Origin of the sequence: Maribacter spongiicola, assembly GCF_052119685.1 — a bacterium.
Taxonomy (GTDB): Bacteria; Bacteroidota; Bacteroidia; order Flavobacteriales; family Flavobacteriaceae; genus Maribacter; species Maribacter spongiicola_A.
On record NZ_JBGQOO010000004.1, the window covers coordinates 237,394 to 256,299 of the forward strand.

Here is an 18,906-nt window from a genome sequence, read left to right on the forward strand (position 1 = left end):
CCGTTCATTTCTGAACGGCTTCAATATACAATAATCCTAAAGGTTTTAGTTAAATTTAGTTACTCCAAATTTAGCTGCTTCAGCCGCGGCATCTGGTGCCCAAGCTGTTAGGTTATTTATTCTGGTATCATTAGAAGGGTGTGTACTCATGAATTCTGGCGGTGCCTGACCTCCACTGTTCGCCTTCATACGTTTCCATAATTCTGCAGCTTCATAAGGATCGTAACCTGCAATAGCCATAATCTGTAAACCGATTCTATCAGCTTCGGTCTCATGCCCTCTACTAAATGGCAACATCCCTAAATACTGTGTACCTACACCATAAGCCTGATTGAACAAGCCTAAAGTTTGTTGATTTTTAATAGCAACATTACCCGCAACAGCACCTACTTGTTGTAAGGTACCAGCGCTCATACGTTGTGCACCGTGATCAGCAAGAGCATGTGCTACTTCATGACCCATTACTACTGCAACACCAGTCTCTGATTGAGTAATTGGTAAAATACCCGTATAAAATACAATTTTACCACCTGGCATACACCATGCATTTACGGTTTCATCGTTTACCAAATTATATTCCCATTTATAATCTTTTAAATAACCCGGGTATCCGTTTGCTGTCAACCAACGCTCTGCCGCAGAAGATATACGTTGCCCAACCCTTGTTATCATTTGAGCATCGGCGGTACCGGTCACTACCTTATTTTCTGTCAAGAATTGATCATATTGCGCAAATGCGGATGGGAACACCTGACTGTTCGGATAAAAATTCAACGTTTTCTGACCCGTAAACGGGTTCACCTTACAAGCTGAAACGCCTATAAATACAAATACAATTAATACAAATTTTTTCATTTTAATAATTTTAGTTAATGGTAGAAAACTACAAAGTTATTGTTTTCCTGATAAATGCAATAAGGTAAAGTTTTTGTCTATTCGCAAATCATTATTATCGTTTATCGAAATGCTATCTAAATCTATACTTTCGTTATCTATCATTACGGAATCAATTTCAAAAGGAAGACCATGAAAATTCAGTTTCATCATCTTATACTCCGTTTCAAACGTGCCATCTTTAAATAATTGAATGGTCAATGTGTTTTCTTTACCTGTTAATTTATAATTACTTAAAGAATACCTTCCTTTTTTATAATCGTATCCATCGTCTGAATCTTCATATACTTCAGAAGATTCTATACCTTCTTTGTAATACACTTCTAAAACCAATTCTTCAATTTTCTTTTCCCCTACATATTGTTGAATAGGATACTTTGGAATTATAGCACCGGATTTCACAAAAATTGGGAGCATATCTATCTCTGCAGCTACCCATTTTTCTTTACCACCTTTTACAGGTTCGTTAGTCCAAAAATCATACCAATCTCCTCTCGGTATATACATTCTACGCCCTTGAGCATTGGGTTCTTGGATTGGACAAACCAATATTTTTTCTCCAAAAATAAACTCGTCGGTTCTAAAATGTGTCTGGTTATCTTCTTGATCAAAATACACTAAAGACTGCACCATAGGTATATTCTCTTTGGTATATTTGTAGAACATGGTGTACAAATACGGTAACAGTTGATAGCGAAGATTTACAAACTTTCTAACGATATCTGTTATCTCTGTGCCAAATGACCATGGTTCTTGATCGCCGTGATCACCACTTGAATGTACTCTACAAAATGGGTGAAAAACACCTAATTGTACCCATCTGGCAAATAATTCGCCATCTGGCTGTTCGGCAAATCCGCCGATATCTGAACCAACAAATGAATAGCCACTTAAACACATGCGCTGTACCTGCACGTTTGCTATCCATAAATGCTCCCATGTAGCAACATTATCGCCTGTCCATGTTGAAGCATATCGTTGTGTACCTGCAAATGCGGCTCTTGTTATTACAAAAGGTCGCTTAGGGTAAACATATTTTTTAACACCTTCATACGTCGCCCTTACCATTTGCATACCGTACACATTATGTGCTTTTCGATGCGTACATGGGTGACCGTCGTAATCGTGTCGCGTATCTAAAGGTGCTGTTTTTGTGGGTACTTCCATTACTGCAGGTTCGTTCATATCATTCCAAACGGCATGTACGCCCAATTCTGACATAAATTCTTTATACAGCTCTGCCCACCATTCTCGCACTGCAGGATTTGTAAAATCTGGAAAATTACATTCCCCAGGCCACACCTTACCATGCATTAAAGGACCATCTCCTCTTTTACAGAAATAATCGTTTTCTAATGCTTCATTATAAATCCAATAATCGCGATCTACTTTTATACCTGGATCAATCATGACCACAGTCTTGAAACCATCTGCCTCAAGTTCTTGTATCATTCTCTTTGGGTCAGGAAAGTGGTTTTCATCCCAAGTAAAACACCTAAAGCCATCCATGTAATCTATATCTAAATAGATTGCATCGCAAGGTATTTTTAATCTTCTAAATTCGCTGGCAATGTCTTTTACATTACTTTCTGGGTAATAGCTCCATTTCGATTGGTGAAAACCTAATGCCCACATTGGCGGCAACTCGGGCGTACCGGTTAGACTTGAATATGAGCTGACCACTTTAGACATGTCTGGACCGAAAATGAAGTAATAATTCATCTCACCACCATCTGCCCAAAAACTGGTTATATTTCTACGTTCTTGAGAAAAATCGAATCCTGTTCGAAAACTATTGTCAAAATAAATACCGTAAGCTTTGCCTTTATTCAAACCAACGTAAAACGGAATTGCCTTATAAAGTGGATCTTGTTCTTTGGCAAAGGCAAACTGATCCGTTACCCAATTTTCTACTCTTTTACCTTTAAGGTTACTGTGCATGGCTTTATCGCCCATGCCATAAAAACTCTCTCCCGATTGGGTGATTTTACTCAATTTTACGGTGTTACCACCATATTCGTAATTCTCTTCCCAATGAAAACCTAATTCGTCTTCACTGATAATATTACCTTCTAAATCAGAAATTTGGGTACGTAACGTCTTCTTATCGACAAGTATACTTAAACGAGCTGTAGCTATTATGTACTCTGTATCGTTTTTTACAACTTCTAACTTACTATACCCCATGGTTGCATCTGGGTCAATGGCATACGAAAAATCTGGTTCAAAATTATAATTGGTTGCGTACCTAAAACGAATAATACTACCTCTTAAAATTGTTATTTGTAAAACAACACCATTTTCAGTTGTGAAGTATAATTTATCTGAGTCTTGTGAAAATTCAACGATATGGTTTGGGTATAAATTACCTTTATACTCAAGCTCTGTATTTGTAATCATGAACTTATAAATTAAAATATATCAAATTAATAGTACTACCGAAAAACTTTAAAGTCGCCTAAATATGATAAAACTGCTTTAAGTTATTTCAGTATTACAATACCTAACGGCGGAATTGTAATTTCAATCGATTTGTTATGTCCGTGAGCCGGTTTGGTAGAAGACTTTATTTTATTGTTCAAATTTCCGCCACCACCATATTTGGCATCATCACTATTTAAAACCTCTGTCAATTTTCCTTTTTTAGGATTACCGATTCTGTAATTCTCTCTAGGTACAGGGGTGAAATTACACGCTATAATTAAATCATTTTCCTCATCATGTCCTTTTCGAACATACGTTAAGACCGAGTTTTCGTGATCACCATAATCTATCCATTGAAATCCTGCTTCACTAAATTGCTTTTCATATAATGCGGGCGCGTTTTTGTATAGATGATTTAAATCTTTTACAAAATCTTGAATACCCTTATGACCATCATATTTTAATAGATGCCAGTCTAAACTTTGTTCAAAATTCCATTCTTCCGTTTGCCCAAATTCGCAACCCATAAACATTAATTTGGTGCCTGGGTGGGTAAACATGTAGCCGAACAACAATCTTAAATTAGCAAATCGCTGCCATTCATCGCCAGGCATTCTATACACCAACGACTTCTTACCATACACTACCTCATCATGAGAAAAAGGTAGCATAAAATGCTCTGTAAAAGCATAGGTCATACTAAAGGTTAGATCGTTCTGGTGATGCTTTCTATATATAGGTTCTTTTTGAAAAAATTGTAATGTATCATGCATCCAACCCATCATCCATTTCATACCAAAACCTAAGCCACCATGGGCTACTGGTTTAGATACTCCTGAAAACGCCGTAGATTCTTCGGCAATAGTCTGTACACCTTCGAAACTTGAATAGACCGCTTCATTTAATTCACGAATAAAAGATATGGCTTCTAAATTTTCGTTGTTACCGTACATATTTGGTTCCCACTCGCCATCTTCTCTAGAATAATCTAAATATAGCATCGATGCAACAGCATCTACTCGAAGACCATCTACATGAAATTGATCTAACCAAAAAATGGCATTACTTATCAGAAATGCTCTGACTTCATTTCTACCATAATTAAAGATTAAACTCTTCCAATCGGTATGGTACCCTTTTCTTCTATCTGGATGTTCGTATAAATTAGATCCGTCAAAGAAACCTAGACCATGAGCATCTTCTGGAAAATGAGATGGTACCCAGTCTAAAATTACGCCTATATCGTTTTGATGAAAAGTATCTACTAAAAGTTTGAATTCTTCAGGAGAACCAAATCTTGAAGTTGGCGCAAAATAACCGGTTAATTGATAGCCCCAGGAAGGATCATAAGGATATTCCATTATCGGCATAAACTCTACATGGGTATACCCCATATCTTTAACATAGTTTACAAGATCTACCGCAAACTCATGGTAAGTCAAAAATTTATTCTCCGCATTTTTCTTCCATGAACCTAAATGTACTTCATAAACGGAGTATGGTTTATCTAATCCGTTTTTATCTTTTCGATAGCCCATCCAAGCATCATCTTTCCAATCATGCTCGGCAGTCCAAATTATTGACGCTGTATTTGGTGGGTGCTCGCAGTACCGTGCAAAAGGATCTGCTTTCTCTGTCCAAATATCATTATTGACAGATTGTATCTTGTATTTATAGACTTCACCTTTACCAATATGGGGGATAAAACCCTCCCAAATACCGCTAGAATCCCAGCGAACATTCAACTTGTGGTCGTCTGAATCCCAAGAATTAAAATTACCTACGACCGATACAGATTTTGCAGATGGTGCCCAAACGGCAAAGTATGTACCTGCTACACCATCGACTTCAACCAAATGAGAACCCAACTTTTCATACAGTCGATAATGCTTACCACCTTTAAAAAGATCAATATCAAAATCGGTAAATAATGTGTGTACTTTTACGTTTGGCATATAATTGGTTTATTTTGGTAAAGCTAATCATCTTTTAAAGACGTTCGACTCTAATAATTTATAGTTAAGAATACAGCAGTTAATATCCGATTTATATATTTAAATACCAAAAATGGAACGCTTTTTGAAAGAACTATTCAAAATTTAAACGAAAACCGAATAATTATAACATTATGAAAAAACTGAATTTATTTTTAGGCGCACTTGCAACTGTATTTTTTATATCATGTGAAGGACCACAGGGACCTCCTGGATTTGATGGATTTGATGGCGAAAGAGGACCTGCCGGACAGGACGGAGTTAACATCTTAGGGCAAGTCGTAGATATTGAAGGCACGTTTACTTTAGAAAACGATTACTCTATATTTTACGAGTTTCCACAAAGTATAGAAGTCTTTGAGAACGATGTAGTTTTTGTTTACCTGCTTTGGGATGAAACCGAAGATGGTAATGGTGAATTGGTTGATATTTGGAGGCTGATGCCACAAACACGGATTTTAGACCAAGGTTTACTTCAATATAATTTTGATTACACCTTTTTTGATGTCAATATTTTTTTAGAGTCAGATTTTGACTTAGCTACTTTACCTGCAGGTGATACAGATAATCAAGTTTTTAGAATAGCCATTTTACCAGCAGAATCTACAACCGGCAAATTAGACACCTCCAACATAAATTCTGTAATGGCTCATTTAGGTATAACGGAAGATAGCATTCAAAAAATAAAATTAGATTAACACCCCATGTAGTTAACCTATTCAATCTAAAGCCTTTGAATGACAATCAAAGGCTTTTTTTTATTTGCTATTTTTAGAACTTTAACCTAAAATGTTACGTAGATACAGTACATTGAAAGGAATGTATAATTTTATCGACAGAACTAAAAAATTGAAAAGATGAAAATAAATATTGTAATTGCACTATTAGTAATTTTTGTGAGCTGCAAGGGTACTTCTCAAGAAAAAGAGATAGCTACGGATACCAAGACTAGCCAGAAAAAAGAATTCGCGGTGCAGAAAACGAATAGCGAATGGAAAAAGGAGTTGACCGATTCTCAATATTATGTACTGCGTGAAGCTGCTACTGAAACCCCATTTACTAGCGAATTATTAAAGAATAAAGAAAAGGGCACATACGTTTGCGCTGCATGTGCTACCCCCCTATTTAAAAGTTATACCAAATTCGACTCTGGTACAGGGTGGCCTAGTTTCTATGAAGAAATTGAAGGTAATGTTGCTTATGATGTTGATTACAAAATTGGTTACAAAAGAACAGAAGAGCATTGTGCAACTTGTGGCGGACATCTAGGTCATGTTTTTGAAGACGGACCAGATCCAACCGGTTTACGCCACTGTGTTAATGGTGTTGCACTTAATTTTGTGCCTGCCGAATAACTTTTAAATTAGAATTTAAATTGCAAGAGGTCTTTTTAGACCTCTTCTTTTTTTTCTATAAGACTCATACTAAAGTAGCTAGGTAAATTTCTTAAATATCACAATTTCACATTAAAGGTCATATTTTAAAAACCTACAATTAATTTCAATAAGGTTTTGTATTTTTGCAGCTCAATTCAATCTACAAAAAATCAAAATATGAGCACTTTCGATATTATTGTTTTAGGTAGTGGTCCTGGTGGATATGTAACCGCTATTAGGGCTGCACAATTAGGGTTTAAGACTGCCATTATTGAAAAAGAAAGTTTAGGCGGTGTTTGCTTAAATTGGGGTTGTATACCTACTAAAGCATTGTTGAAATCTGCACAAGTATTTGAATACTTGAAACATGCAGAAGATTATGGTTTAAAAATTAACGGTGCCGATAAAGATTTTGATGCCGTAGTTAAAAGAAGTCGTGGTGTTGCTGAAGGAATGAGCAAAGGTGTTCAATTCTTGATGAAAAAGAATAAAATAGAAGTTATTAAAGGTTACGGAACATTAAAAGCCGGAAAGAAAGTTTCTGTTAAGGCTGAAGATGGTTCTATTACCGAATACAGTGCAAATAATATTATCATTGCTACAGGGGCAAGAAGTCGCGAACTACCTAGCTTACCGCAAGATGGTAAGAAAATTATTGGGTACAGACAGGCAATGACCTTAGAAAAACAACCTAAGAAAATGATTGTTGTTGGTAGTGGTGCCATTGGTATCGAGTTCGCTTACTTCTACAATTCTATGGGAACTGATGTTACCGTAGTTGAATATTTACCGAATATTGTACCGGTTGAAGATGAAGATGTTTCTAAACAATTAGAAAGAAGTTTCAAAAAGGCGGGGGTTAAAATTATGACATCTGCAGAAGTTACTTCTGTTGACACGTCTGGCGATGGTGTAAAAGCTACCGTAAAAACTGCCAAAGGTGAAGAAGTTTTAGAGGCTGATATCGTATTGTCTGCCGTTGGTATTAAAACCAATATTGAAAATATAGGATTAGAGGATGTTGGTATCGCTACCGATAGAGATAAAATATTGGTAAATGATTATTACCAAACTAACATACCTGGTTACTATGCAATTGGTGATGTTACACCTGGACCAGCTCTTGCACACGTTGCATCTGCTGAAGGTATTTTGTGTGTAGAGAAATTAGCTAATATGCATGTAGAGCCATTAGATTATGGTAACATACCAGGTTGTACGTACTGTTCTCCTGAAATCGCTTCTGTTGGTTTAACTGAAAAACAAGCTAGAGAAAAAGGTATCGAAATTAAAGTTGGTAAATTCCCTTTCTCTGCAAGTGGTAAAGCACAAGCTTCTGGCGCTTCTGAAGGTTTCGTAAAAGTTATATACGATGCCAAATACGGCGAATGGTTAGGTTGCCATATGATCGGTGCTGGTGTTACAGATATGATCGCCGAAGCAGTTCTTGGTCGTAGATTAGAAACTACCGGGCATGAAGTTTTAAAAGCTATTCACCCACACCCAACCATGAGCGAAGCTGTAATGGAAGCAACTGCAGCAGCTTACGACGAGGTTATTCACTTATAATTAATACAAAATAGTATAGCATGTTAAAATTATTTCGAGCAACGGCAATTTTAGAAGGAATCTCTTATTTGGCGTTGTTCGGGGTAACCATGCCATTAAAATATTGGGCAGAAATACCAGAGCCAAATAAATTCGTCGGGTACGCCCACGGTTTTCTATTCATCGCATTTATAGCACTTACATTAATAGTAGGCTTTACACACAAATGGAGCTTTAAAAAAGTATTTATTTTTGGTATAGCTTCACTTCTACCCTTTGCTACATTTTACGTAGAAGAGAAATATTTAAGAACTGAAGATAACGGTTAAGGTTGATCTTCTATTACTACAGAGAGTTCATAAATTTTTCCATCAAAAGCACATATATACAATTCTTTGTTTGCATCGATACCGAAGGATGAAATTGCCAATCTGCTTTCAATTATCAACTTATTGTTACCAGCTTGATCTAAAGCCCAAATTCTACCTGAAATAAAATCACCGTAGATATAATAACCTTGTAACTCTGGTAAAGTATTACCTCTATATACATAACCACCAGTTACAGATTTATCATTTTCTGTACGACCGTATTCATAAAGCGGGGCAATTAAATCTGTTGCATCACATTCTGCCTCAAGAAAACAAGAATTACCTTCAAAAATATTCCATCCGTAGTTACCACCTTTAACGATTAAATCGATTTCTTCTTTCTCATCTTGACCCACATCACCTGCCCAAATAGTATTTGTTTGGTTATCGAAACTAAATCTCCACGGATTTCTTAATCCGTATGCAAATACCTCTCCTCTTGCATTCTCCTCTTCAACGAAGGGATTATCGGTAGGGATTGCATAGTTCAATCCATCATCAGTTGAATCTACATCAATACGTAAAATTTTACCAAGCAAGCTTCCTAGATTCTGTGCATTACCATCTGGGTCACCAGATCCTCCGCCATCACCTGATGCAATATATAAATATCCGTCAGGTCCAAAAGCTAATTGCCCACCGTTATGGTTGGTTGCTGGTTGCGGAATTTCCAATAAAATAGTTTCGCTAGATTCATCAATACTATTTGCATCGGTTTCAGAAACTTTAAAACGAGATACTACCGACAAATTTTCCCTTGGGGTATAGACAACATATAAAAATCCGTTAGTAATGTATTGCGGATGAAAAGCAAAACCTAACAACCCCAATTCGCTCTCAGTGGCTGTCCTAGCTGAAATATCTAAAAATGTAGACACCTCTTCTGTAACATCATCATTATTGAAAACTTTAATAATTCCGCCTTTTTCTGCCACAAAAATTCTACCACTCTGATCATTTGGAGATTGAAAATCTAAGGGATTAGCAAAAGTCAAATTCGGAAATGCATTGTTTATAGCAATTGAATTATCTGTAATTGGTGTCAATGCCAATTCATCTGCATCGCTGCACGAAACATAACATAAAGAAGAAACACTTAGAAGTACTAATCGAATTCTGTTCATAACAACATATTTTGTTATTATTTACGAATTAGAATACTACTCTAGATGTTAAAACATCTTTTAGGATCAAAATAAAAAGCTTTCGATAGCTAAATCATAACTTTTTAAACCGAAGCCAAGAATTACTCCACTTGCCGCCGGCGAAATATAAGACACATGCCTAAACTCTTCGCGCTTATGTGTATTAGAGATATGAACTTCTATTACCGGCGTTTCAACTGCTTTTACAGCATCGCCAATACCTACCGAAGTATGAGTATAAGCTGCTGCATTGAGCACTATACCGTCATAAGAAAAACCTGTTTCTTGAATTTTAGAAATTAGTTCGCCCTCAATATTAGATTGATAATATTCTAATTCAACATCTTTAAACTTGAATTGTAATTTTGAGAAGTAATCTTCAAAAGTTTCGGCACCGTAAACGTCTGGCTCCCTTTTTCCTAAAAGATTTAAGTTGGGACCATTTATTATGATAATCTTCATACATCAAAAATAATGAATGTTGCCTTACGATGAATTAGAAATGTTTGTCGTTAACATATTTAAATAATGTAATGTCTAGCGACGGGTTCTATATTTAGGCTCGAAATTATAAACGATACCCAATGTCAAAGTTGACCAAGTAGTTTCTTCGATATCTATACCTGTATAAGAAAAATTAACCTCAACACTTGAACTCATTAAATAAGCAATTGTAGGTCTGTAATATAAACCACCTTCATTACCATCATTTAAACCCATTGCATAACCTATATTTCCGCCAAATGAGAAATCATTTGATGTCCAAAAACGAACGCCTACAGACAACGGCAAAAATTGAATAGATTCTTGTTCTTCTCTAATAATCGTTGTTTGAAAGGTTTCTGCAAAACCATGAATAAAACCTACTGCTGGTCCCACATCTACTACTTCACCTAACGGATACATATATGAGAAATCTGCTCCAAGCACAATACTTACAGCTTCATTATAATCATCTAGTGGAATACCTCCTTGAATACCGAACTTGAACCCCTCTTGAGCAAAAATTCCGGTTGAAAAACATAAGGCAAATAATAAGATAAAAGACTTCTTCATGGTTTGGTCGGTTTATTTCTTTCAAAAATAAAGGTAAGACTAAGCTTACAGGCATCTTTGTTGTGAATACTATGAAAGTAGTGGTACAGCTAAGTTTTAGGTAGGTCATATTATTTATAACTGCGAAATAATCTCCCTATTATTACATTATTTTATACTCAATTAATGTATTCTTTATCTTTAAACCATGAATTGGAAACATGCGTTAAAAGATTATACCATCTATCTTAAGCTTGAGCGAGGGTTATCAAAAAATTCTATACAGAGCTATACTATGGATATCGAGAAATTGATGTCTTTTCTTGATGCACATGCCATAACTACCACCCCCATACTTATAGACAAAAACACAGTTCAGCAATTCATATATGAAATTGCCAAAGTGGTCAACCCCAGATCTCAGGCGAGAATTATATCGGGACTCAAGAGTTTTTTCAATTATTTAATTTTTGAAGACTACCGAAAAGACAACCCGTTGGATTTAATAGAATCACCTAAAATTGGGCGTAAATTACCTGATACTCTTTCAGAAAACGAAATAGACAAATTAATTGGCGCTATTGATTTAAGTTCAGCCGAGGGAGAACGCAACCGTGCTATGCTAGAAACTTTATATGGCTGCGGATTAAGAGTATCTGAACTTATCGGATTAAAAATTTCTGATCTTTTTTTTGAGGAAGATTTCATCAAAGTAACCGGCAAAGGAAACAAACAACGTTTTGTACCCATTAGCCCTGTAAACAAGAAATACATTGATATTTATAAAAATGAAATTAGAGTCCATTTAAATATTCAAGAAGGTTTTCAAGATATTCTATTTCTTAATCGACGTGGCAAACAACTTACCCGAGCCATGATTTTCACTATCGTAAAAAATTTAGCGGTTACCATAGGATTAAAAAAAAGTATAAGTCCGCACACCTTTAGACATTCTTTTGCTACTCACCTTCTTGAAAATGGTGCCGATTTAAGATCTATACAACAAATGCTTGGACACGAGAGTATTACTACTACAGAAATTTACATGCATGTAGATAGATCTCACTTAGCTGAAGTAATGAATACGTACCACCCTAGAAAAGATCATTAAAATTTCCACTTGCTACCAATAGTGTAAACCGAAGGCATTGCTATTTGGGTTTCACCAAAAGCGCCGATGGTCGATTTATTTAATTGAACATTACTTTTTAATTCAATCATAAAACTTTCGCTGACATCATAACCAGTACCTGCCACAAAACCAAGGCGGTATGGTGCATCCAAAAGTTCATCTTTGTCAGTAGCCACTTCTACCTCTAAACCTGTAAGCAAGTATAATCTATCATTCAAATATCTTTTAAACAACTGGCTAGACCTAAACCTTTCACTTAATATATACGTATCATAAAAACCTTGAAGCTCAAGTTGTGTAGACTTAAATATTCCATATTGCACCATAAAAGACTTATGTACATCACCAATTGCAGAAATGGGGTATGCATGCCCTTTTACTGACCAACCCGATAACGATGAGGGTAAATTTGATGCAGGCGGTTCTTCTATGGTTTGCCCATTCGATGCTATTATAAACAAGAACAAAAAACTTTGTACAAGTATTTTCATAGGTTGAATATCTTGGGTTGGCAGACATAAATTCCTACAAAAGATATTTTAAAAATCAGCGCCAACGAAATACTTAGCAAAACTTTAACTGTCAAGTATTTAGAAAGCTTCTCTTAAAATATGAATACAGTTTCACTAATCTTTGAACTGACTGTAATCTCTTTTAAACGGGCGAATGATTAAACGTGCCTCCCTATCAAATCGAATATAATTATATACCCAGTTGATAAATACGACCATTCTATTTCTAAATCCTATCAAGAAAAACAAGTGAACGAACATCCAAACGAACCAAGCAAATACACCTTGAAATCTGAATTTCTTGATATCGCAAACCGCTTTATTTCTACCAACAGTCGCCATGCTACCTTTATCGTTATAAACAAATGGTTTCATGGGTTTGTTCTCTAATAAATTCACTAAGTTTTGTCCTAGTAATTTTCCTTGTTGTATTGCCGGTTGTGCCACCATTGGGTGCCCACGAGGATTATCTACGGTTGCCATACATGCAATATCACCAATAGCAAATATATTAGGATGACCTACTACCTGATTGAATTCGTTGACATTTATTCTATTACCACCAGCAATTACGCCTTCTGCATCTAAGCCTTTTATACCGGCTCCTTTAACCCCAGCTGCCCAAACTACCGTTGCTGAATCGAATTTTAAATCTGTTTTTGTTGTAACCGTCTTACCATTATATCCAGTAACCCGAACTCCTTTCCAAACCTGAACTCCTAATTTCTCTAAAAAGTCTTCAGCTTTTTTTGATGCTTGCGCGCTAAAACCTGGTAACAAGCAATCGCCACCCTGCACAATATTAATCTGTGCTCTTCTTGTATCTAAATCTGGATAATCTTTTGGTAAAATGCCTTTCTTTATTTCTGCTAAAGCACCAGAAAGCTCTACCCCTGTCGGACCACCACCTACTATTACGAAATTCATCAAAGCATCTCTTTCATGATAATCATCAGTAAGAAGGGCCTGTTCGAAATTCTCTAAAATTAAACTACGCAGATTTAATGATTGCGGAATCGACTTCATAGACATCGCGTTCTTTTCTATCTCCTCGTTTCCAAAGAAATTAGTTTCAGAACCAGTTGCTACTACTAAATAATCAAAACTTAAATCACCAATATTGGTATTCAGCTTTTTTCCGGCAGTATCAATATGCTCTACTTCAGCTAAGCGGAAGTAGAAATTATCATACCCTATTAAAACTTTACGTAGCGGATACGCAATAGAATCTGGCTCAAGACCACCTGTAGATACTTGATATAATAATGGTTGAAAAGTATGGTAATTGTTCTTATCGATAAGGACTACCTGCACCTCTTGTTTACTTAATTTTTTCGCCAGAGAGACTCCGCCAAAACCACCACCTATTATTACAATTCTAGGATAGCTCGAAAGTGGTATGTTCATAGTATAAGTACTTAAATGCGAAATTAAACAAATGGATTTCTACTTTAAAATAATAATGTGTTTTTAGTATCTTTAAGGTCTAACTCAAACAAACACCACAATGCGTAAAACCCTTATTTTATTGGCAGTATTAAGTACTTCCTATTATTCGATGAATGCTCAAAAGAGCGAAAAAGACATTATTAAAAATTTAGAGAAGAAAAGTGCAGATTATGGTACTATTGCTCAAAATATTTGGAGATTCGCAGAAATGGGCTACCAAGAAAAACAAAGCTCTGACCTTTTACAAAAAACTTTGCAAGATGCAGGCTTCAGCATCAAAAAAGGTGTTGCAGGTATACCTACCGCATTCATTGCCGAATATGGTAGTGGCAGCCCGGTTATTGCGATAATGGGAGAATTTGATGCCCTACCTGGGCTTTCTCAAAAAGCGGTCGCCGAAAAGCAATCTGCTGGCGCAGCAGCAGGTCACGCCTGTGGTCATCACTTATTCGGTACGGCTTCTACAGCTGCTGCCATTTCAACAAAAGAATGGTTAGAAGCGAACAAATCTAAAGGTACTATTCGTTTTTACGGTACACCAGCAGAAGAAGGTGGCTCTGGTAAAGTATATATGGTTCGTGAAGGACTTTTTAATGATGTAGATGTTGCTTTACATTGGCACCCAGGAGCTCAAAATGCAGCTAGTGCCGGTGCGGCTCTAGCAAATAAATCAGCTAAATTTAGATTCCATGGTATTTCTGCACATGCAGCCGCATCACCAGAAAAGGGGCGTTCTGCATTAGATGGTGTTGAAGCTATGGATATGATGATCAATATGATGCGTGAGCACATACCGCAAGAAGCTAGAATTCATTATGTAATTACAGATGGCGGTAAAGCACCGAACGTAATTCCTGATTTTGCTGAAGTATATTACTATGCTCGTCATAATAGACGCGATGTGGTTATTGAAATTTTTGATCGTATGGTAAAAGCTGCTGAAGGCGCTGCTTTAGGTACTGGTACAACTATGGATTATGAAATGATCGGTGGTACGCATGAGTTGCTTCCTAATCTTACTTTACAGAAAGTGATGCATGATAACCTATCTGAAGTAGGCGGTATGGAATATACTGCAGAAGAAAAGGCTTTTGCCGATAAAATCGCAAAATCATTAGGTCAAGAAAAGGCTGATCTTGATACCGCAAAAAATGTGCAACCGTACAAAACAGAAGCTAAAGCATTCGGCTCTACCGATGTTGGCGATGTTAGTTTTACCGTACCAACTGTTGGTTTCAGTACTGCTACGTGGGTACCTGGCACACCGGCGCATAGCTGGCAAGCGGTCGCTGCAGGTGGTACTTCAATCGGTAACAAGGGCATGATGATAGCTGCAAAAACACTTACGATGACTGCAATTGACTTGTTCAAGGATAAAAAATTAATAGAAACCGCCAAAGCAGAGTTTTTAGAAAATAGAGGCGCAGATTTTAAATATATTCCGCTTTTAGGCGATAGAGCTCCAGCTTTAGATTACAGAAAATAGTCTAGAATTCATCTAGAATTTTAAAGTGCCAAGGTTACCTTTGGCACTTTTTTTTATGTATTTACAGATTTATTGTAACAATTGAAACCAATCGGAGACTAACCTCGTAAGAACAACCAACCAATAGTGAACAAAGAACTGGAACACAAATTTGTGACCGAGCTGCAAGACAATCAAAACATTGTCCATAAAGTGTGTACCCTGTATACAAATGACCGCGACTCGCACAACGATTTGTTCCAAGAAATTACGATTCAACTGTGGAAAGCATACCCCAAGTTTAGAGGAGAAGCAAAATTCAGCACTTGGATGTATAGGGTAGCCCTAAATACAGCTATTACACTATATAGAAAGCGTAAAAGGCGAATTGATACGGCGGACTATGAATCTATAATTTTTAAGATTAAAGCCGATGAATATGATGAAACCGAAGAGCTGCAATTGAAATTGATGTATAAAGCCGTCAAGCAGTTAAATGATATCGACAAAGCATTAGTTTTTTTATATCTGGAGGATAAAAACTATGCCGAAATATCAGAAACGTTAGGTTTAACCGAGGTAAATGCACGAGTGAAAATGAATCGTATTAAAACAAAATTAAAAACCATTTTGAATCCATAGGCATATGACGGATGAACTGGAATTATTAAAGAAAGACTGGCAGAAGAAGGAATTCAATGTTCCTAAGCTGAGCTATGAAGAAATACATAAAATGATATGGAAGAAATCTTCCTCTATCGTTAAATGGATATTGATTATTAGTATTTTAGAATTTACCGTACCCCATCTTCTATATTTACTGCCATCAATGCGTGAAGGAATGGAAATCTATGATAAAATAGGCGTATCTAAATATCTACTGATTCTTTCAATTTTTACTTATGCAGTTGCCTTTTATTTTATTTTTCAATTTTATAAGCGATTTAGAGAAATATCAGTTTTAGATAATTCTAAAAATTTGATGAAGAAAATTATTAAGACAAGAAAAACTGTAAAGCACTACGTCATTTTTTCATTGTCAATGATAATGGTTACTATTATCATTATGATTATAGGTGTTTATTTGAACGATAATATAATTTCAGCATTCCCTGAATTAAAAGGTAGTCTAGAAAACATTTCGCAAGAAAAGTTAAAAATCACCTTAATGCTATCCATTGGTATTTTCGGCGTACTCTTAACTTTAGTAATGGGAGTAATTTACTTTTTACTTTATGGTTTACTACTTAGAAAGCTAAAACATAATTACAGCGAACTAAGACATTTAGCAGTTTAAGTTTTTTTCCATTTACGTTGTTTATTCTCTTCTTCGAAGGCCAATAAATCTTGTTTAGAAATCACCTTTAAAAATGAAGGGTGCTGTTCAATAGCATATTCCAACTTCTCAATGATTGATTCTGAAGATTCATTTTCATAATCTATTTGCAATGGCTCTTTAATGACCAGCGATTGTAGTATTCCTTTCTTTTTGATACGAAGTCCCTTTTTATCAAAAGATCTTCTAAACCCATCAATAACTACAGGTACTACAACAGGTTTATACTTCTTAATAATATGTGCTGTACCTTTTCGTAAAGGTTTCCAAGGGGTTGTAGTACCTTGTGGAAAAGTGATTACCCAACCATCATTTAAAGCTTTGCCTATACTAGAGATATCGCTCATTTTTACTTGGCGCTTAACATCTTGACCTTCTGAACGCCATGTTCTTTCTACACTAACAGAACCTGCGTAGGCCATGATTTTGGTCAGCAAACTTTTTTTCATGGTTTCTGCAGCGGCTACATAATACATATTCAATTTAGGCTGCCAAATGTACCCAAGATTTTTAATCGAATCTTCACGACCACTTAAACTAGCATTAAACACATGAAACATTGCCACTACATCGGCAAAGTAAGTTTGATGGTTACTTACAAATAGTACATTTTTATCTGGCAAGTTTCTGATTATTTCAGAACCTTCAATTTCTAACGTATTAAATCGCTTATATCGCTGATGCGATAGCAATGCCAAAATACGAATTAGCCACTTTTTAATGAATAAGTTATGCCCGAAAGGGTTTTTATCAAATAATCCCATAGAATGCTAAAATAATTAAATATGCTTTACAACACCTGCTTTAATAACTCTTTAATCTCATTCAACATCATTGCCGTAGCACCCCAAACGATATAACCGTTTAATTTAAAGGCAGGTACTTCAATATCTACCGCGTATGATGTTGTTAATTTTTTAGAAACAACTTTGGTATCATCTAAAAAGTCTAGTATTGGAACCTCTAAAATCAACTCTACTTCTGACTCTTGTTTTATAAATGGTTTGGGTTCTTTATATAAACCAATGAATGGTTGGACGATAAAATTACTTGGGGGAATAAAAATTTCTGAAATTTCTTTCACCACAATAACATCTTTAGGATGCACCCCTACTTCCTCATGGGTTTCTCGTAATGCCGTTGTTAACAGCCCGTCATCTGACTTTTCTGCTTTACCACCCGGAAAACCAACTTGGTTCGAATGCACACCTTTATAAGTTTTTCTCAGAATCAATAAAAGGTTGGTATTTTGATTTACCGTTGGATAAAACAATGCCATAACTGCCGCTTTCCTCGGATTCTTCTTCGTTTGATTGATTCGCTGTAATTCTTCTAAACGAATTTCTGGCGCCATTTTATGCTGAGAAGCTTCTCCCGGTAGCGGTAGATCCTTTATTTTTGATATTTGTTGTTCAAAAAAATTGAAATCCATGCGTTCACTCAAATTCTATACATTTTTTCTCTTATCCATTATGGCAGTAGCTAGCTGCAAAGATACTTCTAAGAAAGTTGATAGCGCTACTACCGAACCAGAGGCTGTATTAGATTCAATTAAAATTACAGAAAATGAAATTATCGAAGACCCAAAAGAAGAAGCTTTTGTGCTTGACGAAGAAAATGCTATCGAATTCTTTTTCAACTATGAAAAAACCTTAAAAGCGAACAAGGTTAAAATTACCACTAACCTCGGTAGTTTTACAATTGAGCTATTCGAAAATGTACCGTATCACCGAGCTAATTTCATTTATCTGACTGAAAAAGGTTATTTTGATTATACTCAATTTCATAGGGTGGTGAAAAACTTTATTATTCAAGGCGGAAATTCTGATGATGAAAATACAGGTAGAAAAAGATCTGAAATAGGAAGATACCTATTACCACCAGATGCTAGAAAAGGGCATAAACATCATAGAGGCACCGTTTCTATGCCTAGTAGCGAATTGGACAACCCGCACATGCTTGCATCTCCTTTTGAATTTTTTATAGTTGTTACCGACCCTGGATCGTATCATTTGGATGATGAATACACCCCTTTTGGCAGAGTTATAGAAGGTATGGATGTTGTTGATAAAATAAATAACCAACCAGTTAGCAAAGGCGATTGGCCTGAACAGAATATCTATATAGAAAAAGCTGAAGTACTAAAGTAGCTTTTGGCTTTTGGCTTTTGGCTTTTGGCTTTTGGCTTTTGGCTTTTGGCTTTTGGCTTTTGGCTTTTGGCTTTT

At 36.0% G+C, this 18,906-nt stretch carries 19 protein-coding genes; 9 read left to right on the forward strand and 10 right to left on the reverse strand.

Going from position 1 to position 18,906, the window contains the following annotated elements; genetic code table 11:
- Positions 1-45: 45 nt before the first annotated feature.
- The 3 genes from ACEN2N_RS09170 to glgB form a co-directional block, all read right to left on the reverse strand.
- A complete protein-coding gene (locus tag ACEN2N_RS09170) occupies positions 46-855 on the reverse strand; it encodes a M48 family metallopeptidase (protein ID WP_424001592.1) in 810 nt (269 codons plus the stop codon).
- A 36-nt stretch (positions 856-891) separates the two neighbouring features.
- Positions 892-3,294, reverse strand: coding sequence for a glycoside hydrolase family 31 protein (locus tag ACEN2N_RS09175; RefSeq protein ID WP_441824044.1), 2,403 nt, complete (start codon positions 3,292-3,294; stop codon positions 892-894).
- 83 nt (positions 3,295-3,377) lie between these two features.
- Positions 3,378-5,273 carry a 1,4-alpha-glucan branching protein GlgB gene (glgB, locus tag ACEN2N_RS09180; protein WP_441824045.1) on the reverse strand — a complete coding sequence of 632 codons (1,896 nt, stop codon included), beginning with the start codon at positions 5,271-5,273 and terminating at the stop codon, positions 3,378-3,380.
- Between the two features lie 173 nt (positions 5,274-5,446).
- Between glgB and ACEN2N_RS09185 the strand changes: the two genes are divergently transcribed.
- The 4 genes from ACEN2N_RS09185 (at position 5,447) to ACEN2N_RS09200 (ending at position 8,565) form a co-directional block, all read left to right on the forward strand.
- Positions 5,447-6,010 (forward strand): collagen-like triple helix repeat-containing protein, encoded by a 564-nt coding sequence (locus ACEN2N_RS09185; protein ID WP_441824046.1) that lies wholly within the window; start codon positions 5,447-5,449, stop codon positions 6,008-6,010.
- Positions 6,011-6,169: 159 nt separating this feature from the next.
- Complete coding sequence (gene msrB, locus ACEN2N_RS09190; protein WP_441824047.1) at positions 6,170-6,667, forward strand: peptide-methionine (R)-S-oxide reductase MsrB; 498 nt, start codon at positions 6,170-6,172, stop codon at positions 6,665-6,667.
- Between the two features lie 198 nt (positions 6,668-6,865).
- On the forward strand, positions 6,866-8,257 hold the full coding sequence (gene lpdA / locus ACEN2N_RS09195) for a dihydrolipoyl dehydrogenase (RefSeq protein WP_441824048.1): 1,392 nt from the start codon (positions 6,866-6,868) through the stop codon (positions 8,255-8,257).
- A 20-nt stretch (positions 8,258-8,277) separates the two neighbouring features.
- Entirely contained in the window at positions 8,278-8,565 is a 288-nt protein-coding gene (locus tag ACEN2N_RS09200; protein WP_441824049.1) for a DUF3817 domain-containing protein, read from the forward strand.
- Here ACEN2N_RS09200 and ACEN2N_RS09205 read toward each other — a convergent pair.
- The 3 genes from ACEN2N_RS09205 to ACEN2N_RS09215 all read right to left on the reverse strand — a co-directional run bounded on the left by ACEN2N_RS09205 (position 8,562) and on the right by ACEN2N_RS09215 (position 10,808).
- Positions 8,562-9,731: a PQQ-dependent sugar dehydrogenase gene (locus tag ACEN2N_RS09205; protein WP_441824050.1), complete on the reverse strand. Its 1,170-nt coding sequence runs from the start codon at positions 9,729-9,731 to the stop codon at positions 8,562-8,564. The genes ACEN2N_RS09200 and ACEN2N_RS09205 overlap by 4 nt on opposite strands.
- Positions 9,732-9,797: 66 nt before the next feature.
- On the reverse strand, positions 9,798-10,214 hold the full coding sequence (gene aroQ / locus ACEN2N_RS09210; protein ID WP_441824051.1) for a type II 3-dehydroquinate dehydratase: 417 nt from the start codon (positions 10,212-10,214) through the stop codon (positions 9,798-9,800).
- A 75-nt stretch (positions 10,215-10,289) separates the two neighbouring features.
- Positions 10,290-10,808 carry an outer membrane beta-barrel protein gene (locus ACEN2N_RS09215; RefSeq protein WP_441824052.1) on the reverse strand — a complete coding sequence of 173 codons (519 nt, stop codon included), beginning with the start codon at positions 10,806-10,808 and terminating at the stop codon, positions 10,290-10,292.
- Positions 10,809-10,995: 187 nt separating this feature from the next.
- On the opposite strand from ACEN2N_RS09215, the gene xerD reads away from it, so the two are divergent.
- Positions 10,996-11,898, forward strand: coding sequence for a site-specific tyrosine recombinase XerD (gene xerD / locus ACEN2N_RS09220; RefSeq protein WP_441824053.1), 903 nt, complete (start codon positions 10,996-10,998; stop codon positions 11,896-11,898).
- Here xerD and ACEN2N_RS09225 read toward each other — a convergent pair.
- Together ACEN2N_RS09225 and ACEN2N_RS09230 are read right to left on the reverse strand one after the other, a co-directional pair.
- A complete protein-coding gene (locus ACEN2N_RS09225; protein WP_441824054.1) occupies positions 11,895-12,410 on the reverse strand; it encodes a hypothetical protein in 516 nt (171 codons plus the stop codon). The two genes, xerD and ACEN2N_RS09225, sit on opposite strands and share 4 nt — an antisense overlap.
- A 135-nt stretch (positions 12,411-12,545) precedes the next feature.
- Complete coding sequence (locus tag ACEN2N_RS09230; protein WP_441824055.1) at positions 12,546-13,838, reverse strand: NAD(P)/FAD-dependent oxidoreductase; 1,293 nt, start codon at positions 13,836-13,838, stop codon at positions 12,546-12,548.
- 100 nt (positions 13,839-13,938) lie between these two features.
- On the opposite strand from ACEN2N_RS09230, the gene ACEN2N_RS09235 reads away from it, so the two are divergent.
- From ACEN2N_RS09235 to ACEN2N_RS09245, 3 genes are all read left to right on the forward strand, one after another.
- Positions 13,939-15,366, forward strand: coding sequence for an amidohydrolase (locus ACEN2N_RS09235; protein WP_441824056.1), 1,428 nt, complete (start codon positions 13,939-13,941; stop codon positions 15,364-15,366).
- Positions 15,367-15,492: 126 nt separating this feature from the next.
- Entirely contained in the window at positions 15,493-15,987 is a 495-nt protein-coding gene (locus ACEN2N_RS09240) for an RNA polymerase sigma factor (protein ID WP_424001618.1), read from the forward strand.
- Between the two features lie 4 nt (positions 15,988-15,991).
- Complete coding sequence (locus tag ACEN2N_RS09245; RefSeq protein WP_441824057.1) at positions 15,992-16,642, forward strand: hypothetical protein; 651 nt, start codon at positions 15,992-15,994, stop codon at positions 16,640-16,642.
- On the opposite strand, the gene ACEN2N_RS09250 is transcribed toward ACEN2N_RS09245, so the two are convergent.
- Both ACEN2N_RS09250 and ACEN2N_RS09255 read right to left on the reverse strand, forming a co-directional pair.
- Positions 16,639-17,445 (reverse strand): lysophospholipid acyltransferase family protein, encoded by an 807-nt coding sequence (locus ACEN2N_RS09250; protein ID WP_441824058.1) that lies wholly within the window; start codon positions 17,443-17,445, stop codon positions 16,639-16,641. The genes ACEN2N_RS09245 and ACEN2N_RS09250 overlap by 4 nt on opposite strands.
- 26 nt (positions 17,446-17,471) lie before the next feature.
- Positions 17,472-18,113, reverse strand: a complete 642-nt coding sequence (locus ACEN2N_RS09255; protein WP_441824059.1) for an NUDIX hydrolase — start codon at positions 18,111-18,113, stop codon at positions 17,472-17,474.
- Here ACEN2N_RS09255 and ACEN2N_RS09260 point away from each other — a divergent pair.
- Entirely contained in the window at positions 18,112-18,831 is a 720-nt protein-coding gene (locus ACEN2N_RS09260; RefSeq protein WP_441824060.1) for a peptidylprolyl isomerase, read from the forward strand. The two genes, ACEN2N_RS09255 and ACEN2N_RS09260, sit on opposite strands and share 2 nt — an antisense overlap.
- The last annotated feature ends 75 nt before the right edge of the window (positions 18,832-18,906 follow it).